Origin of the sequence: Pseudoflavonifractor sp. MCC625 (genome assembly GCF_018784545.1) — a bacterium.
Taxonomy (GTDB): domain Bacteria; phylum Bacillota; class Clostridia; order Oscillospirales; family Oscillospiraceae; genus Pseudoflavonifractor_A; species Pseudoflavonifractor_A gallinarum.
In genome coordinates this window covers 267,475-292,228 of the sequence record NZ_WQOJ01000005.1, presented here as the reverse complement: position 1 = coordinate 292,228, position 24,754 = coordinate 267,475, and the positions used below count along the sequence as shown (strand labels likewise).

The window sequence follows — 24,754 nt, the reverse complement described above, 5'->3', positions numbered from 1 at the left end:
TGAACAATTGCTTTTCGGAGAAGGACATTGAGGAGGGATTGACGTTGAGCAAGACACCGAATTATTTTATCGTGGAGGCCGGAGCGCTGCCGGAGATTTTCCTCAAGGTGGCGGAAGCCAAGCGCCTTCTGGAGACTGGCGAGGTGGATACTGTCAACGCCGCGACCCGCCGTGTGGGGATCAGCCGCAGCGCGTTTTATAAATATAAGGATGCGGTACGGCCCTTCAACGATATGCTCCACGGGCGTATCGTCACCTTCCAGATCCTGCTGAAGGATGAGCCGGGCGTACTCTCGGCAGTCCTCAATATCTTTGCCCAGAGCGGCGGGAATATTCTGACCATCAATCAGGGGATCCCGGTCAACGGCTGCGCGGCCGTGACCATCGGCGCGGAGACGTCGGGCCTGCAGCTCTCTCTGGAGGAGCTGCTGGCGCAGGCGCTCAACGTGGAGGGTGTGGTGCGCTGCGAGATTCTGGCCGGCTGAGCAGAGAGGAAGAGAACGAAATATGATACATGTGGCAATTCTGGGCTACGGCGTGGTGGGTTCCGGCGTGGCGGAGGTCCTGCACGAAAACGCCGGGGCCATCGGCCGCCGGGCGGAAGAGGAGATCGGCGTCAAATATATCCTGGTGCGCCGAGATTATCCGGACAGCCCCTTCCGGGACCGGATGGTCCGGGACTTTTCCCTGATTGAGCAGGATCCCCAGGTGGAAGTGGTGGTCGAGGTCATGGGCGGCACCGGCGCGGCCAAGGAGTACACGGAGCGGGCGCTGCGGGCCGGGAAGAGCGTGGTGACCGCCAACAAGGAGCTGGTGGCCGAGCACGGGTATGAGCTGCTCCAGCTGGCCCGGGAGCACGGCGCGCGCTATCTCTTTGAGGCCAGCGTGGGCGGGGGCATCCCCATCATCCGACCGCTGAGCCAGTGCCTGGCGGCCAATGAGATCGAGGAGATCACGGGCATCCTCAACGGGACCACCAACTATATCCTGACCCGGATGATCCGGGGCGGGCTCTCCTTTGAAGCGGCCCTGAAAGAGGCCCAGGACAACGGCTATGCCGAGGCAGATCCCACCGCCGACATCCAGGGCCATGACGCCTGCCGGAAGATCTGCATTCTCGCCTCCCTGGCCTTTGGACGGCATATCTACCCCCGGCAGGTCCCCACACAGGGAATCACAGAGCTGACCGGGGCCGACGTGGCCTATGCCGGGAGCGCCGGATACCGCTGGAAGCTGCTGGGCCGGGCCATCCGACAGGCGGACGGGCGTCTGTGCATCTATGTGGCGCCCCACCTGGTGGAGGAGGAAAACCCGCTCTCCGGTGTGGAGGATGTGTTCAACGCCATCACCGTGAAGGGAAACGCGGTGGGCGATGTGATGTTCTACGGCCGTGGGGCCGGAAAGCGGCCTACCGCCTCCGCGGTGGTGGCCGACGTGATGGACGTGGCCAAACACCGGAAGGGCCCGGGAGAGCTGTCCTGGGCGCCCGGCGGCGAGGATACGGTGGCCCCGGCCGATGCGCTGGAGAGCCGCTGGTATGTCCGTCTGGCGGAGGCCGCCGCCGTCCCCGAAGGGGTGCAGGAGCTCACGCGTCCGGACGCCCCGGCAGGCGAGCGGGCCTTCCTCACCGGCGCCATGAGCGGCGCGCAGCTGCGGGCGAGCCTGTCCGGATTCGGACGGGTCGTTCTGGCTCAGCGGGTGCTGGACTGACGGCTCGGGGGAGCAGAACATAAGATAGTGAGAGGAAGGGGGCCGCTCCGGCCGCCGTTCCTTCCGAGCGGACAACGCTCCACTCTGAAGTTTTAGGGGGTACATAGATACCATGGGATTGATTGTACAGAAATTCGGCGGCTCCTCAGTCGCCGATGCGGATAAGATCCGCAATGTGGCGCGTATCATCACGGAGACCTACCGCCGGGGCCACAATGTGGTGGCCGTCCTCTCGGCCCAGGGGGACACCACCGACGACCTGATCGCCAAGGCGGCGGAGATCAACCCGAAGGCCTCCAAGCGGGAGATGGATATGCTCCTCTCCACCGGAGAGCAGATCTCCTGTTCCCTGTGCGCCATGGCCATTGAGGCCATGGGCTATCCGGTCGTCTCTCTGACCGGGTGGCAGGCCGGGATGAAGACCAACTCCGCTTACAGCAACGCCCGCATCAAGCGCATCGGGCCCGAGCGCATCCTGGCCGAGCTGGACCGCAGAAGCATCGTGATCGTCACCGGCTTCCAGGGCGTGAACAAGTACGACGACATCACCACACTGGGCCGGGGCGGGTCGGATACCTCTGCCGTGGCTCTGGCCGCCGCCCTCCATGCGGATCTGTGTCAGATCTACACCGACGTGGACGGTGTCTATACCGCCGATCCCCGCCGGGTCAAGGGCGCGCGCAAACTGGATGAGATCACCTATGACGAGATGCTGGAGCTGGCCAGCCTGGGCGCCCAGGTCCTCCACAACCGCTCGGTGGAAATGGCCAAGCGCTACAATGTCAATCTGGAGGTGCTCTCCAGCTTTTCCGGACAGCCTGGCACCAAAGTCAAGGAGGTTACTAAAAACATGGAAAAAGTATATGTCAGCGGCGTTGCCAAGGATACCGATATTGCCCGTGTGGCCATCATTGGCCTGGCCGATGAGCCGGGTATTGCCTTTAAGATCTTCTCCATGCTGGGGAAGGAAAATATCAACGTCGATATCATTCTCCAGTCCATCGGCCGCGACCAGACCAAGGATATCAGCTTCACCGTCGGCCATGGGGACATGGAGCGGGTCCGGGAGCTGCTGGAGGAGCGCAAGTCCGCCCTCCACTACGACCACGTGGACATCGTGGACACCGTGGCCAAGATCTCCATTGTGGGCGCTGGTATGGTAAACAACGCCGGCGTGGCCTCCCAGATGTTTGAGGCCCTGTACAGCGCGGGCGTCAACATCAACATGATCTCCACGTCCGAGATCAAGATCTCGGTGCTGGTGAACAAGAACGAGGCCGACCGGGCGGTCCAGGCGATCCACGACCGCTTCTTCTCCCAGTTCGGAAGCCACAACTAAATCGATACAGCAGAAAAAGAGCCCGGACGGCATAGCCGTCCGGGCTCTCAGCGTGTCGGAGCAATGTTTGGATACCTGTGACGATCACAGACAGCGGCGGTAGGTGCGGGTGATCTTCCGGAGGCGGGTGGACACGTCCGGGTTGAAGGCGGCCTCCCGCACCCGCCAGCTCCAGTTCTGGGGCCCCATGGTGCCGGGGGCGTTCATCCGGGCGTCGGAGTCCAGGCCCAGCAGGTCCTGCATGGGGACCATGGCCAGGCGGGAGGGAGAGGCCCAGGCCCCGCACACGGCCCCCCAGCCGAAGCCCTCGTCTCCCCGGAGGCGGAGGTAGTCGGAGGCATACTCCCGCTCGGCGGCGCTGGACTCCTCAAAGAGCCACTGGACAAAGGTGGGGGTGTCGTGGGTGCCGGTGTAGATGATGGAATTGGGCGGACAGTTGTGGGGCAGATAGGAGCTCTCCCCCACCGGATCAAAGGCGTAGATCAGTATCTTCATGCCGGGCAGGCCGCTCTGGGCGATAAAGGCCCGGACCTCCTCGTCCAGGTCGCCCAGGTCCTCGGCGATGAGATGGAGCCCGGGGATGGCCGAGAGGAGCTCCACCAGCTCCAGACCGGGGCCGGGCTCCCAGTGGCCGGCCTTGGCGGTGGACGCGTCCAGGGGAATGGACCAGTAGGTGTGGAAGGCGCGGAAGTGGTCGATGCGCACCACGTCGTAGAGCCGGGCCATCTGCTCTCCCCGGCGGCGCCACCAGGCATAGCCGGTGGAGCGGTGATAGTCCCAGTCGTAGAGGGGATTGCCCCAATGCTGGCCCTCGTCGCTGAAGGCATCCGGGGGCACGCCCGCCACGGCGGTTGGGTGGAAGTCCTCATCCAGCTGGAAGAGGGAGGGGTTGGCCCAGACCTCCGCCGAGTCGGGAGAAACGTAGATGGGCAGGTCGCCGATGATGGAGATCCCCCGCTCGTTGGCGTAGCGCTTGAGGGCGTCCCACTGGCGGAAAAAGAGGAATTGCAGGAACGCATGGTAGGAGATCTCTTCGGCCAGGGCCTCCCGCAGGGGGGCGAGGGCCTCGGGCTGGCGGGTACGTACTTCCCGGGGCCAGTCCTTCAGCTCGGCGCCGCCGAAATGGCCCCGCAGAGCCAGGAAGAAGGCAAAGTCGGGCAGCCAGTCGGCCTCCTCCTCCAGGAAGCGGTCCAGCTCCTGGGCATAGCGGGTCCGGCCCCGTTCCCACGCCTTGCGGAGCAGGGCAGGGCGGTTCATGTGGAGCCAGGGGTAATCCACACGGTCGGGATTGGGATACTGGGATTCACTCAGCTCCTGGGCGGTGAGCAGGCCGTCCTGGGCCAGAGTCTCCAGATCCAGGAAAAAGGGGTTGCCCGCAAAGGAGGAGGGGGACATATAGGGGGAGTCCCCTCCGCCCGGAGGGACCAGAGGGAGGATCTGCCAGTAATGCTGTCCGGCGTCACAGAGAAAATCCACAAAGCGGCGGGCCTTGGCCCCCAGGGTCCCGATACCGTAATCGCCGGGAAGGGACGAGATGGGGAGCAGGATGCCGCTGGAGCGGTAAGTGAGCATCGTATGACCTCCAATCGTGCGGCCGGAGGGCCGCAGGTTCTGCTCCATTATAGAGCGGCGGCGCGGAGGCTGTCAAGAAAGCCCGGCGGGGATGCCGCCCTCCTCCAACGTGCTGCGGATGGCGTCCAGGACCCCGTCGGCGTCCTCACACATGACCAGCAGGCAGGTGCCGTCGACCAGGGTCTCCACCCGGGCATCCTCGGCGATGGCGTACTGGTCGGCCAGATAGAACTCAAAATTGTTTTTCTGGGTCTCCACAAAGGAGTCCAGCCCATCGCGGACCGCCTCATCCCGCCCGTCGGCGGGGAGGATCAGGGCGATGCCGTAGGCCTTGATGTTCATGGGGGAGACCGCCACGGCAAAGGACTCCAGGTCCTCCGGGGTGACCCCCAGAAGGGAGAGGAGCAGATCGGCCCGCTCGTCCTCCGGGTCGCTGAGGACCGGGAGGGCCTCGTTCGTCTCCTGGTCCCGGGCGCGCTCGATGGCGGAGCGGTAGAGCTGGGTACGCTCCTCCGGGGAGAGGGAAGGGGCAGGGGAGGCCGAGCAGGAGCAGAGCAGGGCAGTGAGCAGCAGGATCGCAGGGATCAGGCGTGTATGGCGCAGTATCATGGTTCCAGACTCCTTTCGTTTGTGGCGGGGGATTGGGGTTCCAGGGCGAGGGCGCCCTCCCGCAGGACCAGCCGGACGGCCCCTCCGGCCTGGAGGGCGCCGGAGAGCAGCGCCTCGGCGGCGGGGTCCTCCACCCGGGCGCGGATGGCCCGGCGGAGGGGGCGCGCACCGTAGTCGGGGGCGAAGCCCTCCCGGGCCAGCTGTTCCAGGGCGTCCTCCTCCACGTGCAGGGAGACCCCCAGGCGGCCCAGCCGCTCACCCACGCCGTCCAGCATCCGGCGGGCGATGGTGCGGATCTGTTCCCGCTCCAGCTGGCGGAACACGATGGTGTCATCCAGCCGGTTGAGGAATTCCGGCCGGAAGACCCGCTTCAGGTCGCCCATCACGGCCTCTTTGAGCTCGGTCAGGGGGCGGGTCTCCCCGGAGGAGAGGGCCGACTGGAAGCCCAGCTTGCCGCCCTTGGCGGTGATGCGGGCGGCCCCCACGTTGGAGGTCATGACGATGACCGTGTTGCGGAAATCCGCCTTCCGGCCCTGGGTGTCGGTGACCACTCCGTCCTCGGTGATCTGGAGGAGGAGGCCCCAGACGTCCTCGTGGGCCTTCTCCAGCTCGTCAAAGAGGAGGACCGAGTAGGGACGCCGGCGCACCGCCTCGGTGAGCTGTCCCCCCTCGTCGTGGCCGATATAGCCCGGCGGGGAGCCGATCAGGCGGGAGACCGTGTGCCGCTCCATATACTCGGACATGTCGAAGCGGAGGAGGGCCTCTTCGCTGCCGAAGAGGGCGGCGGCCAGGGCCTTGCAGAGCTCTGTCTTGCCCACGCCGGTGGGTCCCAGAAAGAGAAAGACCCCGATGGGACGGCCGGGCTCCTTCAGCCCCACCCGGCCCCGGCGCACCGCCCGGGCCACCGCCCGGACCGCCTCGTCCTGGCCGATCACCCGGCGGTGGAGCTCCCTCTCCAGGGCGAGGAGGCGGTCCTTTTCACTCTGGGTGAGGGAGGTGACGGGGACCCCCGTCCAGCGGGAGACCACCTGGGCCACATCCTCGGCGGTGACTTCCCCCACGTTCTGTCCGCTGTGCCAGAGGGTGCGCTCCCGGTCCAGCTCCCGGCGGAAATCGCTCTCGGCGTCCCGGAGCATGGCGGCCTTTTCAAAATCCTGACTGCGGATGGCCTCCTCCTTCTCCCGCCGGGCCTGGGCCACCCGCTCCTCCAACTCCCGCAGGTCGGCGGGCGCGGAGAGCCGCTCCAGACGCACCAGGGCGGCCGCCTCGTCCATCAGGTCGATGGCCTTGTCGGGCAGGCGGCGGTCGGCCAGATAGCGGATGGAGAGGGAGAGGGCCGCGTCCAGAGCCTCGTCGGAGATGCGCAGCTTATGGTGGGCCTCATACCGGCCCCGGATCCCCAGCAGGATGGAGCGGGCGGTGGCCTCGTCGGGCTCGGAGACGGTAACGGGCTGGAAGCGCCGCTCCAGCGCCGCGTCCTTTTCGATATAGCGGCGGTACTCGCTGGTGGTGGTGGCGCCGATGACCTGGATCTCCCCCCGGCCCAGGGCGGGCTTGATGATGTTGGCCGCGTCGATGGCGCCCTCGGCGGAGCCGGCCCCCACGATGGTGTGGAGCTCGTCAATGAAGAGGATGATGTTGCCCAGGCGCACCACCTCGCCCAGCAGCTGCTTGACCCGCTCCTCAAACTCGCCCCGGTACTTGGTGCCCGCCACCATGGAGGAGAGGTCCAGGGCCAACAGGCGCTTGCTGCGCAGCTCGTCGGGGACCTCCCCGGCGGCCAGGCGGCGGGCCAGGCCCTCGGCCACGGCGGTCTTGCCCACGCCGGGCTCTCCGATCAGGGCGGGATTGTTCTTGCGCCGGCGGGAGAGGATCTGGATCACCCGGTCGATTTCATCGTCCCGGCCCACCACCGGGTCCAGCAGGCCGCTGGCCGCCATGCGCGTCAGGTCCCGGGAGAACTGCTCCAGGAGTTTGCTGTCCCCGGCGCCGGTGTAATCAGGCTCGGATTTGGCCTTTCCACCGCTGCGGAAGGGCGGGGGGAGCTCTCCTCCCATGGCCGCGGAGAGATCTCCCGCCAGACGCCGGGGGTCCTGCCCGCAGGCCGAGAGGACCCGGATGGCCACGCCCTCTCCCTCCTGGAGCAGGCCCAGCAGGAGGTGCTCCGTGCCCACGTAGTCCTGACCCAGCCGTCCGGCGTGGGCCAGGGCCAGCTCGATGATGTGCCGGAAGCGGGGGGTGAGCCCCTGGGAGGGGAGGGCCCCCGGTATCCCCGAGCCCACCGCACGCAGGATGGCGGTGCGGATGGTCTCGGCCTCCAGTCCCGCGCTCTGGAGGACCCGGGCGGCCACGCCCCCGCCCTCCCGCAGCAGTCCAAGCAGGAGATGCTCCGTACCCACATAGCCGTGCCCCAGCTCCGCGGCGCTCTCCTGGGCCAGACGCAGAGCGGTCTGGGCCCGCTGGGTAAAATTCACGTCGTTCAAACGATCACCTCGTTTTGCGGAGAATCGGAATCTCCGGGTTCTTTTTTGGATCGGCCCCATGGTAACGCCTCTTTCCTCAGTAAAATTCGATCGCACAAAAGCTGGAAATTCTGCCATCCAAAAATATACCCAGTATTCTGTGAATTTAGCATTGCAATTTTAAAAATTCGTGTTACAATGTGGTTAGTTTAAGTTTGGAGGTGTTACCTATGGCATATGTGATTAGCGGCGATTGCGTGAGCTGCGGCTCCTGCGCTGGCGCCTGCCCCGTGTCCGCCATCCACGAGGGTGACGAGCACTACGAGATCGACGCCGGTTCCTGCATCGACTGCGGTACCTGCGCTGATACCTGCCCCGTCGGAGCGATCTCCCAGGGCTAATCGTCTCATCTGAGAACTGAAAAACAGGGACCCGTCTTAGACGGGTCCCTGTTTTTGTGTTTGCATGAAATACATTTGTTTACAACGGGGCGGAAATCCTGTATACTACCATCATGTAAACTCATGCGTATTCCAGAGAGAAAAAGGAGGAGCGAGCATGAAGCAGCTCAAGAGCAGGGACCTGCTGCTGGTAGGATTCACCCTGTTTTCCATGTTTTTTGGGGCGGGAAATTTGATTTTTCCGCCCAATATTGCGGCTCAGGCCGGGACCATGACCTGGTTTGCCATGCTGGGCATGACCCTGAGCGCGGTGGGCCTTCCGGTATTGGGCATCATCGCGGTGGCCCGCTCGGGGGGGCTGGACGTCCTGGGCGGCCGGGTCCACCCCCTGTTTGCAAAGATCTTTACGGTGATCGCCTACCTGGCCATCGGCCCCTGTCTGGCCATTCCCCGTACCGCCAGCACGTCCTTTGAGATGGCGGTGCCCCCCTTTGTGGGCGGAGACGCCCCCATTGCGGTCTATCAGCTGATCTACTCCCTGGTGTTTTTCGTCCTGGCCCTCATCGTGGCCCTGCGGCCGGAAAAGCTCACCGACCGGCTGGGCAAGATCATGTGTCCCATCCTCATCGCCCTGATCGTCATCACCTTTGTGGGATGCGTGATCAATCCGCTGGAGGGATACGGCGCGGCCGGCGCGGGCTATGAGACCCCGGTCCAGGCCGTCTCCACCGGCTTTTTGGCGGGATACAACACCATGGATACCATCGCGGCGCTGGTCTTCGGCATCATCATCAGCCTGAACATCCGCGCCCGGGGCGTGGAGGAGGACCGCGCCGTGGTCCGCGGAGCGGTCCGGGCAGGCATCATCGCGGGTGTGCTGCTCTTTGTGATCTACTCCATGCTGGCCCACATCGGCGCCCTCTCGGGCGGCGCCTTCCCCAATCCGGAGAACGGGGCCCAGGCGCTGACCAACATCGTGGCCGCCCTGTTCGGACGGCTGGGCAACGTGCTGCTGGCGGCCATCTTCGTCATCGCCTGCTTCAATGTGTGCGTGGGTCTGATCTGCTCCTGCGGCGAGTATTTCAACAGCATCTGCCCCAAGCTCTCCTACCGGGCCTGGGCGGTCCTCTTTGCGGTGGTGAGCATGGTTCTGGCCAACGCGGGACTCAACCAAATCCTGGCCGTCTCCGGGCCGGTGCTCAACATGATCTATCCGGTGGTCATCATGCTCATCCTGCTGGCCTATGCCCAGCCCTGGCTGGAGGGGCGGCGGATGGTATACCCCATGACCATCCTCTTCACCGGGGTGGCCAGCATCCTCTTTGAGGTGCAGCGCCTTTTGAAGCTGGAGGTCTTGAACGGAATGCCGCTGGCCGAGCTGAATCTGGGCTGGATCCTGCCCGCCGCTGTGGGCGTGATTGTGGGCCTGATCCTGTCCGGCAAGAAAGCGGAAGCGTAATTTAGGAGGAGAACGGAAATGCATCACGACGGTCACTGCGGCTGCGGCCATGACCACAGCCATACCCATACCCACGACTGCGGGTGCGGGCACGAACATGGACCTGCACAGGGGGAGCTGACCCCCGCTATGGAGGACTTTCTCCACCATCTGCACCACCATCACTTCCTTCCGGTGGCCCGCTTTCTGGTGGAGAGCAGCGTGGAGGAGGATTTCTGCGCCGTGGCCCTTGCCCCGGTCTATCTCCGCGCGCCCGACGAGAGCATGGAGTCGGTGAAAGAGACGGCGGCCATGCTGCTGGAGCTGGAAAAGATGGGCTATCTCACCCTGGATTACGATTATCCTCTTGACAGATACTCATATAAAGAGTATAAAGAATCTGAGCTTTATGCCTATTTCTGCCGGACGGTGGCGGAGGGAACAGGACGAGCCGGATTCCTGGGTGACCGACCTGTGCTGGAACTGGGCAGTATCGCTCCCACATAAACAGATTGGAAGGAAGGATACTCCATGGAACAGCTCATTCGCAATGCCGTCATCGTGACGGTGGACCCGCAGCGCCGCATTCTCTGGGACGGAGCCATCCTGGTTCGGGATGACCGCATCGCCGATCTTGGTCCCAGCGCTGAGCTGAACGCCAAATACCCTGCCCCCGACCGCGTTGTGGACGCGGGAGGAAAGGTGATCTTCCCTGGCTTTATCGACAACCACACCCACCTCTTCCAGACCCTGCTCAAGGGCATCGGAGACGACATGGAGCTGAGCGACTGGCTCTCCCATATGATGTTCCCCGCGGCGGTCTACCTGGAGGCGGAGGACACATACCATGCCGCCATGCTGGGCCTGTCTGAAGCCCTGCACAGCGGCGTGACCACCACGGTGGATTACATGCACTGCCACAGCAAGGGCGGACTGACCGACGGGATCTGCCGCGCGGTGAAGGACCTGGGCGTGTGCGGCATCGTGGGCCGCGGCACCATGGACACCGGCGTGGAGTACGGCACCTGCCCCGACCTGTGCGAGAAGGTGGCCGACGTGGAGGCCGATCTCCACCGGCTGTTCCGCACCTATCACAATACCGAAAACGGCCGCCTGAAGATCTGGGCCGCTCCGTCCTCCATGTGGTCCAACTCGGACGAGATGCTGAAGATGCAGTGGCGCGTGGTCAATGAATACGGCGCGGGCTTTACCGTCCATGTGTCCGAGACGGAGTATGCCCGCATGGCCACCGAGTGGGTCCACGGGTGCAACGACGTGGATCTGCTGAAGAAGCTGAACATTCTGGGCCCCAACGTGCTCATGGTCCACTGCTGCTGGGTCAACGAGCAGGATATGGAGCTGATGAAGCAGTACGACATGAAGGTGTCCCACGACGTCTGCTCCAACATGTACCTGGCCGACGGCGTGGCTCCGGTGCCCGAGATGCTGCGCAAGGGCCTGACCGTGGGCCTGGGCCTGGACGGCGCGGCCAGCAACAACTCCCAGGATATGATCGAGCTGATGAAGTGCACCGCCCTCCAGCACAAGGTCAAGACCCTGGACCCCATGGCGGTCACCGCCGAGAAGGTGCTGGAGATGGCCACCATCGACGGCGCCCGCTCCATCGGCATGGAGGAGGAGATCGGCTCCATCGAGGTGGGCAAGAAGGCCGATCTGGTCTTCTTCGACCCGGCGGCCAGCCAGAAGTCCACCCCCATGCACAACCCCGTCTCCACCCTGGTGTACTCCTCCGGGATGCAGAACATCACCGATGTGATGGTGGATGGACGCATGGTGCTGGAGAGCGGCCATCTGACCACCGCCAGCGACGAGAGTATCATCGCCAACGGCCAGCGCGCCGCCGAGGGCCTGTGCCGCCGCGGCAAGATCACCAACCGGGGCGAGGGCCACAAGTGGGAGAGCTTCAAGACCAGAGCCCAGGAGAACTGATCCTTCTGAGAGAAAGAAATACCCCCAGACCTACATGGGTCTGGGGGTATTTTGCTGCAAGAGAGAAGATCAGATGGAGAGCTGTTCCAGCAGGAAGCGGCCGATGCTCTCCATGGCCTCGTTGGCCCGCTTGATGGGGAACATCTGAAAGACGTGCCACATACCGCTCCACACCTCCAGGCGGCAGGGGATGCCGGCCGCCACCAGCCGGTCCCGCAGGCGGACCGAGTCGGAGAGCAGAATCTCATGGGTGCCCGCCTGGATGAGGACGGGCGGAAAGCCGGAGAAATCCCCGAACAGGGGGGAGAGGTAGGGGGAGGTCCAGTCCTCCCCCCGGGCATAGGCCCCCCGGACGGCCTGGATATACTCCAGCGTGAGGGAGGGGTCCAGCTCGGCCCGCTCCTGATAGGAGCGCCCGCTGGCCGTCATATCGGTCCAGGGGGACATGAGAATGAGAGAGGCGGGGAGCCTGCGCCCCATGGCCTTGAGCCGGTGGGTGAGCACCAGGGCCAGATTCCCGCCCGCCGAGTCCCCGGCCACTACGATATCCCGGGCACCGTAGCCCAGGTACATCAGGTGGTCCCAGGCCCGGATGGCGTCCTCCACCGCGGCGGGATAGGGGTGCTCCGGAGCCAGGCGGTATTCAAAGGAGAGGACCTCATACCCGGTGACCGCCGCCAGCTTGGAGGCGATGGGGCGGGAATAGCCCAGATTGCCGCTGGTATAGCCTCCGCCGTGGCAGTAGAGGATGGCGTGGCGGCGGTCGTGGCCCCGGTTGGGCCGGACCCAGGCCGCATTCATGCCGGAGAGGGAGAAGGGCTCCCAGCTCATCCCGGCCATGGGGGCGGCCAGGCGGCCCAAGACCTCCTGCCCCTTGCGCTGGCGCTCCAGATCCTCCGGGTCCATGGACTCGGGAGAGGTGGCGGTGTGGATAGCCTTGAGGGCCTTCATCATGCCGGTCAGGCGCCGCTGTTCAGCCCGCCGGGATTCGGAGCGGGCCCGGTCGGATTTGGAGAAGAGCATGGTTCGTTTCATGGACACAGGTCCTCCTTGTACGTGGGAGCGTGTAATATAGAAAAGAGGTAATAGACGCTTTGCGGGTATTATACCACAGAAGGGGGAGGCGTAACAGTACCAAACCTCCCTTCGTCCAATTCCCCTTGTAGTTTCCATACGGGGGTGATAAAATGGAAGGCAAGAAGCGATCTGATCCAAAAGGAGGTGACCGAATGGCTCCCAGAGAACGCAGAGAGAAGCAGTGGTATAAGCTGGACAATGCCGGCGTGCTCTACTCCGCGATCCAAAAGGAAAACTATTCCGCCATCTACCGCTTTTCCGCGGTGATGGAGGAGCGGGTGGACCCTGAGGCCCTGCAGCGGGCGGTGGATAAGACCATGCCCCGCTTTCCGGGCTTTGCGGTCCACATCAAAAAAGGGGCCTTCTGGTACTACTTTGAGCCCAATCCGGCCCCGGGTCCCTTTGTGAAACGGGATATTTCCAACCCATGCCAGCCGGTCCGCTTCCGGGAGGACAACGGCTGGCTGGTGCGCTTTTACTACTATGAGCACCGGATCTCCCTGGAGGTCTTCCACGCCCTCTCGGACGGGGCGGGCGCACTGGTCTTTTTCCGCACCCTTCTGGCTGTGTACCTGCGGGAGATGGGGCATGCCATCCCCAACGGTCCGGGCATTCTGGACGTGGAGGAGCCTCCCCACCGGGAGGAGCTGGAGGACGCCTATGCCCGCTATGCCACGGTCCGTTCCCTGCGGGCCGGGATCGGGAAGAAGGCCTTCCAGAATACCGGCACGCCGGAGCACTTCTATACGCTGAATGTGACCATGGGCTTCGTCCCGGTGGACCAGCTCAAGGCCCGGGCCAAGTCCTACGGCGTGTCCATCACGGAGTATCTGACCGGCGCGCTGCTGAAGGTCATTCTGGAAAATCAGGCCAGGGAGGAGCCCCGGCATCCCAAGCCGGTGGCGCTGGCCATCCCCATCAATCTGCGGCCCTGGTTCCCGTCGGAGACCCTGCGCAATTTCATTCTGACGGTGCGGCCCTGTATCGACCCCTCCCTGGGGGAGTATACCTTCCCGGAGATCCTCTCTCAGGTCCACCACTATATGCGCCTGCACATCAACCGGCAGGAGATGCAGGCCCTGCTGACGGGAAATGTCCGTTTCCAGACCAACCGGGCCCTTCAGCTCATCCCCATCTGGCTGAAAAATCCCGTCATGGCCCTGAGCTACCGCCTGGCGGGGACCCGGCCCTATTCCGGTACTTATACGAATCCCGGCGCCTTCACCGTGCCCGAGGAGATGGCCCCCCACATCCGGCGGATGGAGGTCATTCTTGGGCAGGCCACCAACCCGCGGGTCCACTGTGCCTCCATCAGCTACGGCAATACCATGGAGATTACCTTCGCCGGGACCCTTCAGGAGACCGACACCGAGCGGGAGTTCTTCCGCTTTCTGGTCCGGGAGGGCATCCACGTCAAGGTGGAGAGCAACCGGAACGTCCAATCCGAGCTGCTGTTTTGAGTTTTGCGTGAAAACGAGGTGTAAGCTGCTATGTCCTATTGCGTCAACTGCGGGGTAGAACTGGATGGAACGGCCTCCTTCTGCCCTCTGTGCCATACGCCGGTGGTCAACCCGAAGCAGCCGGTGGATACCGTCTCCCCCAAGCCCTTTCCCACGGAGCGGGGCGAGGTGGCCCCGGTTTCCAAGTGGGAGCTGGCCGTGCTGATCTCAGCCATGCTGGTGTCGGTGTCGGTGTGCTGTGCTATTTTGAACATCTTCCTCCCGGCGGAGCGGACCTGGTCCCTCTACGTGGTGGGGGCGGCCATCATGCTGTGGCTGTGGTTTGTCCCGCCGCTTCTGCTGCGGGGGATGCCGCTGCTGATCCGGCTGGTGCTGGATGTGGCGGCGGTGGGGGTGTATTTGCTCCTCATCGCCATAGACCTGGACGGAATGGTGTGGTACCTGGGCCTGGCACTGCCCATCGTGCTGTGGGGCGGGGCCTGTGTTCTCTTCCTGGGGCTGATACTGGGGGGAGGACGGCGCTCCATCCTGACCACGGTCACGCTGCTGGTGGGCACGATCGGGGCCTTCCTGGTGGGCACGGAGCTGCTCATCGACCGGTTTATCCACGGGGCCTGGGGGCCCAGCTGGTCCCTGGTGGTTTTCACCATCTGCGTGGCGCTGGTCATTCCGCTCATCATCGTACGGCGGATCCCCTCCCTGCGGGAGGAGGTCCGGCGGCGGTTCCATATGTGACAGCGCGGCGGCGCGGCTCTCTTGGAAGAGCCGCGCCGCTTTTTTCGTTTTATGCAGAATAAAAACGTATATTCCAGAGTGTGCGCCAGGGAAGTACATTCTAGGATATTCACTATAAAATGAATATATAAAATTATATTCAAATAAAATGGGAGATATAAGAATAATTATGCAAAATGACAGTTGCATTTTTATTCTGCTGGGAGTATAATGATGCCAACATCAGAAAGACGGCCGGAGCGGCCGCCTCACAGGAGGTCATTACAATGTCTGAGATCAAGAAAGTTGTCCTCGCCTACTCCGGCGGTCTGGATACGTCCATCATCATCCCCTGGCTGAAGGAGCACTACAACAACCCCGAGATCATCGCCGTGGCCGGCGACGTGGGCCAGAATGACGAGCTGGAGGGCCTGGAGGAGAAGGCCATCAAGACCGGCGCTTCCAAGCTGTATGTGCTGGATCTGGTGGATGAGATGGTAGACGATGTCATTATCCCCTCCATGATGATGGGCGCCAAGTATGAGGACTATCTGCTGGGCACCGCCTTTGCCCGGCCCATCATCGCCAAGGGTCTGGTGGAGATCGCCAAGAAGGAAGGGGCCGACGCCATCGCCCACGGCTGCACCGGCAAGGGCAACGACCAGATCCGGTTTGAGCTGGCCATCAAGCGCTTCGCCCCCGAGATGAAGATCATCGCCCCCTGGAGAGAGTGGGACATCAAGAGCCGCAACGAAGAGATCGACTACGCCGAGGCCCACAACGTGCCCCTGAAGATCAGCCGGGAGACCAGCTACTCCAAGGACAAGAACCTGTGGCACCTCTCCCACGAGGGCCTGGACCTGGAGGATCCCGCCAGCGAGCCCCAGTACGACAAGCCCGGCTTCCTGGAGATGGGCGTCTCTCCCGCCATGGCCCCCGACGAGGCCACCTATGTGACCATCGACTTTGAGAAGGGCTGGCCCGTGGCCGTGGACGGTGAGAAGATGAAGGCCTCCGACATCATCCGCAAGCTCAACGACCTGGGCGGCAAGAACGGCATCGGCCTGCTGGACATCGTGGAGAACCGGATGACCGGCATGAAGGACCGGGGCGTGTACGAGACTCCCGGCGGCGCCATCCTCTACCGGGCCCACGAGGTGCTGGAGATGATCACCATCGACAAGGACACCAAGCACATGAAGCAGAAGCTGGCGGTGGACTTCGCCGATCTGGTCTACAACGGCAAGTGGTTCACCCCTGTGCGGGAGGCCCTCTCCGCCTTCGCCGCTGAGACCCAGAAGTACGTCACCGGCCAGGTGAAGCTCAAGCTCTACAAGGGCAACATCATCACCTCCGGCGTCACCTCTCCCGACACCCTCTACTCCGAGGATATCGTCACCTTCCAGGAGAGCGACTACAACCAGAACGACGCCACCGGCTTTATCAACCTCTGGGGCCTGCCCGACACCATCCTGGCCCTGCGGGACCAGGGAAAGCTGAAGTAAGCGCCCGTTAAGACATCCATTCCGCCGCCCTTTGCCAGACAGGGGGCGGCGGAGCATTGAAACATTAACCCGATGAAAGAGAAATGAGGTAACCAGCATGAAATTGTGGGCAGGACGGTTCCAGAAGGAAACCGATACCCTGGTAAATGACTTTAACTCGTCCATTTCCTTCGACGCCCGTCTCTACAAGGAGGACATCGCAGGCTCCATGGCCCACGCGGCCATGCTGGGAAAGACCGGCATCATCGAGGCCCATGAGGCCGAGAAGATCATCGACGGGCTCAAGGCCATCCTGGCCGACGTGGAGGCCGATCAGGTGGAGTTCTCCATGGAGAACGAGGACATCCACATGAACATCGAGTCCCTCCTCACCCAGCGCATCGGCCAGACCGGCAAGCGGCTGCACACCGCCCGCAGCCGGAACGACCAGGTGGCGGTGGACTTCCGGCTCTATGTGAAGAAGGAGATCCCCGTCATCATCGGCATGATCCAGGACCTGGAGGAGGTGTTGGTGAAAAAGGCCCAGGCCAACCTCCACACCGTCATGCCGGGCTACACCCACCTCCAGCGGGCCCAGCCTACCACCTTCGCCCACTACATGATGGCCTACGCCAACATGCTCAAGCGGGACATCACCCGCCTGGAGGACTGCCTGGAGCGGATGGACGAGTGCCCCCTGGGCGCGGGCGCCCTGGCCACCTCCACCTATCCGGTGGACCGGTTCCAGACCGCGGCGGCCCTGGGCTTCCGGTGCCCCACCGACAACTCCATGGACTCGGTGTCCGACCGGGACTTTGCCATTGAGTTCCTGTCTGCCTGCTCCATTCTGATGATGCACCTGTCCCGTTTCTCGGAAGAGATCATCCTCTGGTGCTCCTGGGAGTTCAAGTATGTGGAGCTGGACGACGCCTATTCCACCGGTTCCTCCATCATGCCCCAGAAGAAGAACCCCGATGTGGCCGAGCTGGTCCGGGGCAAGACCGGGCGGGTGTACGGCTCCCTCATCACCCTGCTGACCGTGATGAAGGGCCTGCCTCTGGCCTACAACAAGGACATGCAGGAGGACAAGGAGCCGGTCTTCGACGCCATCGACACGGTGGAGCTGTGCATCCCCGTCTTTGCCGCCATGCTGGACACCCTCACCGTCAAGGAGAAGAACATGCGCGCGGCGGCCTCCGGCGGCTTCATCAACGCCACCGACTGCGCCGACTACCTGGTCAAGAAGGGAATGCCCTTCCGGGAGGCCTACATGATCGTGGGCAAGCTGGTCAACTTCTGCATCAAGGCCGGTGAGACCCTGGACACCCTGCCCCTGAAGGACTTCAAGGCGGTCTCGCCCATCTTCGAGGAGGATGTCTACCAGGCCCTGGAGCTCAACACCTGCGTCAACGGACGCCAGGTTTACGGCGGTCCCTCCGCCGAGAGCGTGCAGCAGCAGATCGACCACATCAAGGACTTCCTGGCCCAGCGGAAGAAGGGCTGAGAAACCAGACTGTAACAGGTTTGAGGTTGAAATCCTCGCTCGGCTGCCGTACTATGAAACTGTCTACGCGGCAAACCGAGAAAATGGGGTGTTTCTATGAATAAACCAAAGGTATATATCGACGGCAAGGAAGGCACCACCGGCCTTCAGATCTATGAGCGCCTGGGCGCGCGGGAGGACATCGAGCTGCTGCTCATCGACGAGGAAAAGCGCAAGGACGTTGAGGAGCGGAAGAAGCTCCTCAACGCGGCCGACCTGGTTTTCCTCTGCCTGCCCGACGCGGCGGCCAAGGAGGCGGTGGCCCTCATCGAGAATGACCACACCCGGGTCATTGACGCCTCCACCGCCCACCGCACCGCCAAGGGATGGGTCTACGGCTTCCCGGAGTTTTACCGCTATCCCGGCGAGGTCATCGGACAGGCCACCCGGGTGGCCAATCCCGGGTGCCATGCCACGGGCTTTCTCTCCTCCACCATGCCCCTGGTCTCCCTCCACATCCTGCCAAAGGACTACCCGCTCACCTGCTACTCCCTGACCGGCTACTCCGGCGGGGGCAAGAAGATGATCGCGGAGTACGAGAGCGGGGAGAAGGGGAAGGACCTGTACAGCCCCCGGATCTACGGCACCAACCTGCGCCACAAGCATCTCAATGAGATGCGGAAGATCTCCGGGCTGGACCAGCCTCCGGTCTTCTGCCCGGTGGTGGACGACTACTACAAGGGCATGGCCACCACGATTATGCTCCACAATAAGTATCTGCTGGGGCAGCCCACGGCCAAGGAGATCTACCACATCCTCATGGCCTACTACGCCGGACAGAAGCTGATCTCGGTGCGCTATGAGGAGGAGGGCGGAATGCTCCCCGCCAACGCCCTGGCCGGAAGCGACCGGCTGGAGCTGGTGGTCTGCGGCCATGAGGAGCAGACCATCGTCACCGCCCTCTTCGACAACCTGGGCAAGGGTGCATCGGGCGCGGCGGTACAGAATATGAATATCATGTTGGGCCTGGACGAGACCACCGGGCTCCATTTGGACTGAGCGGAAGAAGGGAAGCTGGAGACAGCGCACCCTTCGTTCCCCCACAGAAGGGAAGGACATAAGGTTATGAAGCAGATCAACGGCGGCGTGACCGCAGCCAAGGGCTTTCGGGCCTGGGGCGTTCACTGCGGCGTCAAGAGCAAGAAGCTGGAAAAGAAGGACCTGGCCATCATCCTCTCCGAGCGGGAGTGTGCGGCGGCGGCCACCTACACCATGAACCGCGTCAAGGCGGCCCCCATCTACGTCACCATGGACCATCTGGAGGACGGAACGGCCTGGGGCGTGGTGGCCAACAGCGGAAACGCCAACGCCTGCTGCCCCCAGAGCCATGAGAATGCCGAGCTTATGAGCCAGTACGCCGCCCAGGCCACCGGCCACAAGCCCTCGGACTTTGTGGTGGCCTCCACCGGTGTCATCGGCCAGACCATCAACATCGCCGCCATCGAGCGGGGAATGCCCGAGGTGGCGGCCGGACTCACCGACGGCCCCGAGGGCTCCGACGCGGCGGCCCACGCCATCATGACCACCGACACCAGCAAGAAGGAGATCGCCATCTCCTTCACTCTGGGCGGCAAGACCGTGACCATGGGCGCCATCGCCAAGGGCTCCGGCATGATCCACCCCAACATGGGAACCATGCTCTGCTTCATCACCACCGACTGTGCCATCACCGGCGAGCTGCTCTCCGACGCCCTCCACGAGGTGGTGCCCAAGACCTTCAACCGGGTGACGGTGGACGGGGACACCTCCACCAACGACATGTGCGTGGTGCTGGCCAACGGCATGGCGGAAAATCCCCTCATCGAGTGGAAGGATGACAGCTACACCGTCTTCCGCAAGGCCCTGCACCAGGTCTGCGAGTATCTGGCCCGCTGCATCGCCGGTGACGGCGAGGGCGCCAGCCGCCTCATCACCTGCACCGTCCATGAGGCCCGCAGCGAGGAGAGCGCCGAGCGCCTGAGCAAGGCGGTGGTGGGCTCCCCCCTGGTGAAGGCCGCCATGTTCGGCACCGACGCCAACTGGGGCCGGGTCCTGTGCGCCATGGGCTACTCCAAGGCCCCCTTCCGGCCCGAGTACGTGGATGTGAAATTTGCCTCCGCCGTGGGCGAGGTGCTGGTCTGCCAGCAGGGCATGGGCTTGGACTTCGACGAGGAGGCCGCCAAGAGCATCCTCTCCCAGGACGAGGTGATCATCGACATCTGCCTCCACGAGGGAGAGCACGAGGCCACCTGCTGGGGCTGCGACCTGACCTATGACTATGTGAAGATCAACGGCGATTACCGCACCTGATCGGGAAAGAAGGATTCCAAATGTCTGACCCTGTTGTGACCAGAGCCACGGTGCTGGCCGAAGCTCTGCCCTATATCCAGAAATTTTACGGCAAGACCATCGTGGTCAAATACGGCGGAAACGCCATGATCTCCGACGAGCTGCGCCGGGCCGTCATCAGCGACATCATCCTGCTCCACCTGGTGGGCATCCATGTGGTGGTGGTCCACGGCGGCGGGCCCGAGATCTCGGAGATGCTCCGCAAGATCGGCAAGGAGTCCCGCTTTGTGGACGGCCTGCGCTACACCGACGAGGAGACCATGGACATCGTCCAGCAGGTGCTCTGCGGCAAGGTGAACAAGAACCTGGTGGCCACCCTCAACCGCCGGGGCGGCCACGCCATCGGCCTGTGCGGCATGGACGCGGGTCTCTTCCAGGCCCAGAAGCTGGACGAGAAGTACGGCCTGGTGGGCGAGATTGTCAAGGTCAATCCCGACCCGGTGCGGGACTGCCTCCAGCAGGGCTACATCCCGGTGGTCTCCACCGTGGCCCAGGGAGTGGATGGGGAGAACGCCTACAACATCAACGCCGACACCGCCGCGGCCAAGCTGGCCGTGGCCCTGGGGGCCGAGAAGCTCATCCTCCTCACCGACATCCGGGGGCTGCTGCGCGACCCGGCGGACGAGGGGACCCTCATCCCGGTGGTGGGACTCTCCGACGTGCCCCAGCTGGTGCGGGAGGGCGTGATCCAGGGCGGCATGATCCCCAAGATCGAGTGCTGCGTGGAGGCGGTACGCTCCGGCGTGGAGCGCACCCACATCCTGGACGGACGCATCCCCCACTCCATCCTCATCGAGATGCTCTCCGACCAGGGCATCGGTACCATGATTCTGTAAGGAGACGGCAACCATGACCTTTGAAGAACTGAAAGCCCTGGATCACGCCCACACCCTTCAGACCTACGGGCGCTTTGACGTGGCCATTGCCCACGGAAAGGGCGCCACGCTCTGGGATCTGGAGGGGAAGGAGTACATCGACTTCACCTCCGGCATCGGCGTGAACTCGGTGGGCTACGGAAATGAGCAGTGGGCCTGGTCCATCTATGAGCAGGCCCTGGCTCTGGGGCATATCTCCAACCTCTTTTATACCCAGCCCTACGCCAAGCTGGCCGACGTGCTGTGCCGGCGGGCGGGGATGGCGGCGGCCTTCTTCGGAAACTCCGGCGCCGAGGCCAATGAGGGCATCATCAAGCTGGCCCGCAAGTACAGCTTTGACAAGTACGGCAAGGGCCGCAGCACCATCCTGACCCTGAAGAACTCCTTCCACGGACGGACCATCACCACCCTGACCGCCACCGGACAGGATGTGTTCCACCAGTACTTCTATCCCTTTATGGAGGGCTTCCGCTACGCCGACGCCAACGATCTGGAGAGCGTCAAGGCGGAAGGCGGGAAGGACGTGTGCGCCGTGATGCTGGAGCTGGTCCAGGGCGAGGGCGGCGTGCTCCCCATGGAGCCGGACTTTGTCCGGGGTCTGGCGGAGCTGTGCGCCGAGCGGGATTGGCTCCTGCTGGTGGACGAGGTCCAGACCGGCATCGGCCGGACGGGCACCCTCTTTGCCTACCAGCAGTACGGCATCCAACCCGACGCGGCCTCCTTTGCCAAGGGCATCGCCGGCGGCCTCCCCATGGGCGGATTCCTGGTGAACGAGAAGTGCCGGAATGTGCTGGGAGCGGGCATGCACGGCTCCACCTTCGGCGGCAACCCCATCGCCGCCTCGGCCGCCCTCACCGTCCTGGATATCCTGGACGAGGACGCGCTGGAAGCGGTGAAGGAGAAGGGCGCCTACCTGCGCGCCGGCATCGAGGCCCTGGACAAGAAGAGCATCGGCTCCACCCGCGGGCTGGGCCTGATGATCGGCATTGAGGTCAAGGAGGGCTATACCAACAAGGCTCTGGCCGCCCAGCTGGTGCAGAATGGCCTTTTGGTCCTCACCGCCGGGCCGGGTCTGCGGCTGCTGCCCCCCCTGACGATCACGAAGGAAGAGATGGACAAGGGCCTGGCGATCATGGCCCAGGTCCTGGAATAAGAACGGCGCGGGACACCGCTCCCGCCGGATGATGAGGTGACATGGAAATGAAGGATCTGTTGAAGCTGCTGGATCTCTCCAAGGAAGAGATCATTCATATTCTGAACGTGGGCGACCAGATGAAGTACAACCAGAAGCATGGTCTCACCCACAACTATCTCCAGGGCAAGACTCTGGCCATGATTTTCGAGAAGAACTCCACCCGTACCCGGGTCTCCTTTGAGACCGGTATGTACCAGCTGGGCGGCCACGCCCTCTTCCTCTCCAGCAAGGAGAGCCAGATCGGCCGCGGCGAGCCCGTGGAGGACACCGCCCGGGTGCTCTCCCGCTACTGCGACGGCATCATGATCCGCACCTACTCCCAGGAGGAGGTGGAGAAGCTGGCCGAGTACGCCGACATCCCGGTCATCAACGGCCTGACCGATTTCGCCCACCCCTGTCAGGTGCTGGCCGACCTGATGACCATTCGCGAGCACCAGAGCAAGCTGGAAGGGCTGAACATGTGCTTCATCGGCGACGGCAACAACATGGTCAACTCCCTCATCGTGGGCTGCCTGAAGGTGGGCATGAACGTGTCCGTGGCCTGCCCCGAGGGGTATGACCCCCATCCCGACGTGATGGAGTTTGCCAAGAGCGTGACCGACGCCACCTTTACCCTCACCCGGGATCCCATGGAGGCCGCCAAGGGGGCCGACGTGGTCTTTACCGACGTGTGGGCCTCCATGGGCCAGGAGGAGGAGACCGCCAAGCGCAAGGCCGCCTTCCAGGGCTACCAGGTCAACGAGGCGCTGATGAAGGTCACCAACCCCGGCTGCATGGTGCAGCACTGCCTGCCCGCCCACCGGGGCGAGGAGATCACCGCCGAGGTCTTTGAGGCCCACGCCGGCGAGATCTTCGACGAGGCTGAGAACCGCCTCCACGCCCAGAAAGCGGTGCTCTACCTGCTCATGGGTGAGGAAAAGAAGTAAATCAGACCAAAAAGAAACGCTCCCGGTTTCATCGAAACCGGGAGCGTTTTTGTATGCGCTTGTGAGAAGAAAATCAGCGGGCCAGCTGCTCCATACCCAGGCGGATACGGCGGAGGGTCTCCTCCTTGCCCAGGATGTGGCACAGCTCCACAGCGCCGCCGGGGGTGACGGCCTTGCCGGAGACTGCGGTGCGCACGGGCCACATGATGCGGCCGTTCTTGAGCTCGTGGCTGGCGGCCAGGTCGATGAGGGCGTCGTGGATGGCGTCATAGGTCCAGTCGGAGAGGCCTTCCAGCACGGGGAGGACCATCTGGAGGGCCTCCAGAGAGTTCTCCTCATTGGTCTTCATCTTCTTGTGGCAGTAGAGCTCGTTGGAGTAGGCGGGCAGCGCGTCAAAGAAGTCCACCTGGGGGGCGATGTCCAGCCAGGTGTCGCAGCGGGGCTGCACCAGGGGCGCGATGAGGGAGAGGTCGATGCCGGGGGTCTTGACCGCCTGCTCCAGGTAGGGCCGGGCCCCCTCATAGAAGGCCTCGGGGGAGAGGGCGCGCAGGTACTTGGCGTTGAAGTACTTGAGCTTCTCCAGGTCGAAGATGGCGGGGGACTTGGAGATGCCCGCCACGTCGAAGGACTCTGCCAGCTCGGAGAGGGTGAAGAACTCCCGCTCGCTCTCCTCGCCCTTGGGGGACCAGCCCAGCAGGGTGACATAGTTGACCACGGCCTCGGAGAGGAAGCCCATGGCCAGCAGGTCCTCGTAGGAGGGATCGCCCTTGCGCTTGGACATCTTGTTGTGCTGGTCGCGCATGACGGGGGAGCAGTGGATATAGGCGGGGACCTCCCAGCCGAAGCCCTCATAGAGCAGGTTGTACTTGGGGGCGGAGGAGAGGTACTCGCTGCCGCGGACCACGTGGGTGATGCCCATGAGGTGGTCGTCGATGACGTTGGCGAAGTTGTAGGTGGGCAGACCGTCCGACTTCATGAGGATCTGGTCGTCCAGGGTGGAGTTCTCCACCGTGATGTCGCCGAACACCACGTCGTGGAAGGTGGTGGAGCCCTCCTTGGGGATCTTCTGGCGGATGACATAGGGCACGCCGGCTTCCACCTTGGCCCGGGCCTCCTCCATGCTCAGGGAGCGGCAGGGATCGTCGCCCCGGTCAAACTCGCCGGAATCCTCCTCGGACTCGGTCTTTTCGCAGAAGCAGTAGTAGGCGTGGCCCCGCTCCACCAGGAGCTCGGCGTACTTACCGTAAAAGCCGCGGCGCTCGGTCTGTACATAGGGGCCCACCGGACCGCCCAGATCGGGACCCTCGTCCCAGTCCAGACCGCACTTGCGCAGGGTGTTGTAGATCACGTCCACGGCGCCCTCCACCAGGCGGCCCTGGTCGGTGTCTTCGATGCGGAGCAGGAACTTGCCGCCGTTGTGCCGGGCGATGAGCCAGGTGTACAGGGCGGTGCGCAGGTTGCCCACGTGCATATAGCCCGTGGGAGAGGGGGCAAAACGAGTGCGGACCTCTCCCTTGGGAATGCGGGCCTCCATCTCGTCAAACCAATTCATATCCAGAGCCATTTGAATTCCTCCAACGGTTGGGCGCCGCCCGAACGGGGGAGCGCCTGAATTAAGCAGACAATATTATAGAGGCTTTTCCCGCCTATGGCAAGGGGGCGGGGGCAAAA

General features: G+C 63.5%; 21 protein-coding genes. 16 read left to right on the top strand and 5 right to left on the bottom strand.

What is annotated here, in order from left to right:
* The first annotated feature begins 44 nt into the window (after positions 1-44).
* From GPK94_RS01880 to GPK94_RS01870, 3 genes are all read left to right on the top strand, one after another.
* Positions 45-485, top strand: coding sequence for an ACT domain-containing protein (locus GPK94_RS01880; RefSeq protein ID WP_101692696.1), 441 nt, complete (start codon positions 45-47; stop codon positions 483-485).
* Between the two features lie 22 nt (positions 486-507).
* Complete coding sequence (locus GPK94_RS01875; protein WP_215654134.1) at positions 508-1,710, top strand: homoserine dehydrogenase; 1,203 nt, start codon at positions 508-510, stop codon at positions 1,708-1,710.
* A gap of 112 nt (positions 1,711-1,822) precedes the next feature.
* Positions 1,823-3,049, top strand: a complete 1,227-nt coding sequence (locus GPK94_RS01870) for an aspartate kinase (RefSeq protein ID WP_101692698.1) — start codon at positions 1,823-1,825, stop codon at positions 3,047-3,049.
* An 84-nt stretch (positions 3,050-3,133) separates the two neighbouring features.
* Here the strand turns inward: GPK94_RS01870 and malQ are convergent, their stop codons facing one another.
* The 3 genes from malQ to GPK94_RS01855 all read right to left on the bottom strand — a co-directional run bounded on the left by malQ (position 3,134) and on the right by GPK94_RS01855 (position 7,713).
* Positions 3,134-4,621: a 4-alpha-glucanotransferase gene (gene malQ, locus GPK94_RS01865; protein WP_215654133.1), complete on the bottom strand. Its 1,488-nt coding sequence runs from the start codon at positions 4,619-4,621 to the stop codon at positions 3,134-3,136.
* 72 nt (positions 4,622-4,693) lie between these two features.
* Complete coding sequence (locus tag GPK94_RS01860) at positions 4,694-5,230, bottom strand: DUF4358 domain-containing protein (RefSeq protein WP_252192478.1); 537 nt, start codon at positions 5,228-5,230, stop codon at positions 4,694-4,696.
* Entirely contained in the window at positions 5,227-7,713 is a 2,487-nt protein-coding gene (locus GPK94_RS01855; RefSeq protein ID WP_215654132.1) for an ATP-dependent Clp protease ATP-binding subunit, read from the bottom strand. Before GPK94_RS01855 ends, GPK94_RS01860 begins: the two co-directional genes overlap by 4 nt.
* A 209-nt stretch (positions 7,714-7,922) precedes the next feature.
* Here GPK94_RS01855 and GPK94_RS01850 point away from each other — a divergent pair, with 209 nt between their 5' ends.
* The 4 genes from GPK94_RS01850 (at position 7,923) to GPK94_RS01835 (ending at position 11,481) form a co-directional block, all read left to right on the top strand.
* Entirely contained in the window at positions 7,923-8,093 is a 171-nt protein-coding gene (locus GPK94_RS01850) for a 4Fe-4S binding protein (protein WP_101692701.1), read from the top strand.
* Between the two features lie 157 nt (positions 8,094-8,250).
* The gene (gene brnQ, locus GPK94_RS01845; RefSeq protein WP_101692702.1) at positions 8,251-9,552 is read left to right on the top strand and encodes a branched-chain amino acid transport system II carrier protein; all 1,302 of its coding nucleotides are present in this window, start codon (positions 8,251-8,253) and stop codon (positions 9,550-9,552) included.
* An 18-nt stretch (positions 9,553-9,570) separates the two neighbouring features.
* Positions 9,571-10,038, top strand: a complete 468-nt coding sequence (locus GPK94_RS01840; protein ID WP_186963744.1) for a hypothetical protein — start codon at positions 9,571-9,573, stop codon at positions 10,036-10,038.
* A 24-nt stretch (positions 10,039-10,062) separates the two neighbouring features.
* The gene (locus GPK94_RS01835; RefSeq protein WP_215654131.1) at positions 10,063-11,481 is read left to right on the top strand and encodes an amidohydrolase; all 1,419 of its coding nucleotides are present in this window, start codon (positions 10,063-10,065) and stop codon (positions 11,479-11,481) included.
* A gap of 69 nt (positions 11,482-11,550) precedes the next feature.
* Here GPK94_RS01835 and GPK94_RS01830 read toward each other — a convergent pair whose 3' ends face one another.
* Positions 11,551-12,516 (bottom strand): alpha/beta hydrolase, encoded by a 966-nt coding sequence (locus tag GPK94_RS01830; RefSeq protein WP_215654130.1) that lies wholly within the window; start codon positions 12,514-12,516, stop codon positions 11,551-11,553.
* Positions 12,517-12,710: 194 nt separating this feature from the next.
* Between GPK94_RS01830 and GPK94_RS01825 the strand changes: the two genes are divergently transcribed.
* The 9 genes from GPK94_RS01825 to argF all read left to right on the top strand — a co-directional run bounded on the left by GPK94_RS01825 (position 12,711) and on the right by argF (position 23,083).
* The gene (locus GPK94_RS01825; RefSeq protein WP_215654129.1) at positions 12,711-14,018 is read left to right on the top strand and encodes a hypothetical protein; all 1,308 of its coding nucleotides are present in this window, start codon (positions 12,711-12,713) and stop codon (positions 14,016-14,018) included.
* Positions 14,019-14,048: 30 nt separating this feature from the next.
* Positions 14,049-14,753, top strand: a complete 705-nt coding sequence (locus GPK94_RS01820; protein ID WP_101692707.1) for a DUF6320 domain-containing protein — start codon at positions 14,049-14,051, stop codon at positions 14,751-14,753.
* A gap of 266 nt (positions 14,754-15,019) precedes the next feature.
* Positions 15,020-16,237: an argininosuccinate synthase gene (locus GPK94_RS01815; protein WP_101692708.1), complete on the top strand. Its 1,218-nt coding sequence runs from the start codon at positions 15,020-15,022 to the stop codon at positions 16,235-16,237.
* Between the two features lie 97 nt (positions 16,238-16,334).
* Positions 16,335-17,720 (top strand): argininosuccinate lyase, encoded by a 1,386-nt coding sequence (gene argH / locus GPK94_RS01810; protein ID WP_101692709.1) that lies wholly within the window; start codon positions 16,335-16,337, stop codon positions 17,718-17,720.
* A 96-nt stretch (positions 17,721-17,816) separates the two neighbouring features.
* The gene (argC, locus tag GPK94_RS01805) at positions 17,817-18,758 is read left to right on the top strand and encodes an N-acetyl-gamma-glutamyl-phosphate reductase (RefSeq protein ID WP_215654127.1); all 942 of its coding nucleotides are present in this window, start codon (positions 17,817-17,819) and stop codon (positions 18,756-18,758) included.
* Between the two features lie 66 nt (positions 18,759-18,824).
* On the top strand, positions 18,825-20,048 hold the full coding sequence (argJ, locus tag GPK94_RS01800; protein WP_193538072.1) for a bifunctional ornithine acetyltransferase/N-acetylglutamate synthase: 1,224 nt from the start codon (positions 18,825-18,827) through the stop codon (positions 20,046-20,048).
* A gap of 20 nt (positions 20,049-20,068) precedes the next feature.
* Positions 20,069-20,923 (top strand): acetylglutamate kinase, encoded by an 855-nt coding sequence (gene argB / locus GPK94_RS01795; RefSeq protein WP_101692713.1) that lies wholly within the window; start codon positions 20,069-20,071, stop codon positions 20,921-20,923.
* 13 nt (positions 20,924-20,936) lie between these two features.
* Positions 20,937-22,115 carry an aspartate aminotransferase family protein gene (locus GPK94_RS01790; RefSeq protein ID WP_186963739.1) on the top strand — a complete coding sequence of 393 codons (1,179 nt, stop codon included), beginning with the start codon at positions 20,937-20,939 and terminating at the stop codon, positions 22,113-22,115.
* 47 nt (positions 22,116-22,162) lie between these two features.
* Entirely contained in the window at positions 22,163-23,083 is a 921-nt protein-coding gene (gene argF, locus GPK94_RS01785; RefSeq protein WP_101692715.1) for an ornithine carbamoyltransferase, read from the top strand.
* 73 nt (positions 23,084-23,156) lie between these two features.
* Here argF and gltX read toward each other — a convergent pair whose 3' ends face one another.
* Complete coding sequence (gene gltX / locus GPK94_RS01780) at positions 23,157-24,647, bottom strand: glutamate--tRNA ligase (RefSeq protein ID WP_195278901.1); 1,491 nt, start codon at positions 24,645-24,647, stop codon at positions 23,157-23,159.
* Positions 24,648-24,754 lie beyond the last annotated feature (107 nt).

Bases quoted from the DNA above. Each gene is read 5' to 3' on its own strand.
- argJ (WP_193538072.1), top strand. From the start codon at position 18,825: ATGAAGCAGATCAACGGCGGCGTGACCGCAGCCAAGGGCTTTCGGGCC.
- brnQ (WP_101692702.1), top strand. From the start codon at position 8,251: ATGAAGCAGCTCAAGAGCAGGGACCTGCTGCTGGTAGGATTCACCCTG.
- argB (WP_101692713.1), top strand. From the start codon at position 20,069: ATGTCTGACCCTGTTGTGACCAGAGCCACGGTGCTGGCCGAAGCTCTG.
- GPK94_RS01875 (WP_215654134.1), top strand. From the start codon at position 508: ATGATACATGTGGCAATTCTGGGCTACGGCGTGGTGGGTTCCGGCGTG.
- GPK94_RS01850 (WP_101692701.1), top strand. From the start codon at position 7,923: ATGGCATATGTGATTAGCGGCGATTGCGTGAGCTGCGGCTCCTGCGCT.
- GPK94_RS01790 (WP_186963739.1), top strand. From the start codon at position 20,937: ATGACCTTTGAAGAACTGAAAGCCCTGGATCACGCCCACACCCTTCAG.
- malQ (WP_215654133.1), bottom strand. From the start codon at position 4,621: ATGCTCACTTACCGCTCCAGCGGCATCCTGCTCCCCATCTCGTCCCTT.
- GPK94_RS01835 (WP_215654131.1), top strand. From the start codon at position 10,063: ATGGAACAGCTCATTCGCAATGCCGTCATCGTGACGGTGGACCCGCAG.
- GPK94_RS01870 (WP_101692698.1), top strand. From the start codon at position 1,823: ATGGGATTGATTGTACAGAAATTCGGCGGCTCCTCAGTCGCCGATGCG.
- gltX (WP_195278901.1), bottom strand. From the start codon at position 24,647: ATGGCTCTGGATATGAATTGGTTTGACGAGATGGAGGCCCGCATTCCC.
- GPK94_RS01815 (WP_101692708.1), top strand. From the start codon at position 15,020: ATGTCTGAGATCAAGAAAGTTGTCCTCGCCTACTCCGGCGGTCTGGAT.
- GPK94_RS01860 (WP_252192478.1), bottom strand. From the start codon at position 5,230: ATGATACTGCGCCATACACGCCTGATCCCTGCGATCCTGCTGCTCACT.
- argF (WP_101692715.1), top strand. From the start codon at position 22,163: ATGAAGGATCTGTTGAAGCTGCTGGATCTCTCCAAGGAAGAGATCATT.
- argC (WP_215654127.1), top strand. From the start codon at position 17,817: ATGAATAAACCAAAGGTATATATCGACGGCAAGGAAGGCACCACCGGC.
- GPK94_RS01820 (WP_101692707.1), top strand. From the start codon at position 14,049: ATGTCCTATTGCGTCAACTGCGGGGTAGAACTGGATGGAACGGCCTCC.
- GPK94_RS01830 (WP_215654130.1), bottom strand. From the start codon at position 12,516: ATGAAACGAACCATGCTCTTCTCCAAATCCGACCGGGCCCGCTCCGAA.
- GPK94_RS01825 (WP_215654129.1), top strand. From the start codon at position 12,711: ATGGCTCCCAGAGAACGCAGAGAGAAGCAGTGGTATAAGCTGGACAAT.
- argH (WP_101692709.1), top strand. From the start codon at position 16,335: ATGAAATTGTGGGCAGGACGGTTCCAGAAGGAAACCGATACCCTGGTA.
- GPK94_RS01840 (WP_186963744.1), top strand. From the start codon at position 9,571: ATGCATCACGACGGTCACTGCGGCTGCGGCCATGACCACAGCCATACC.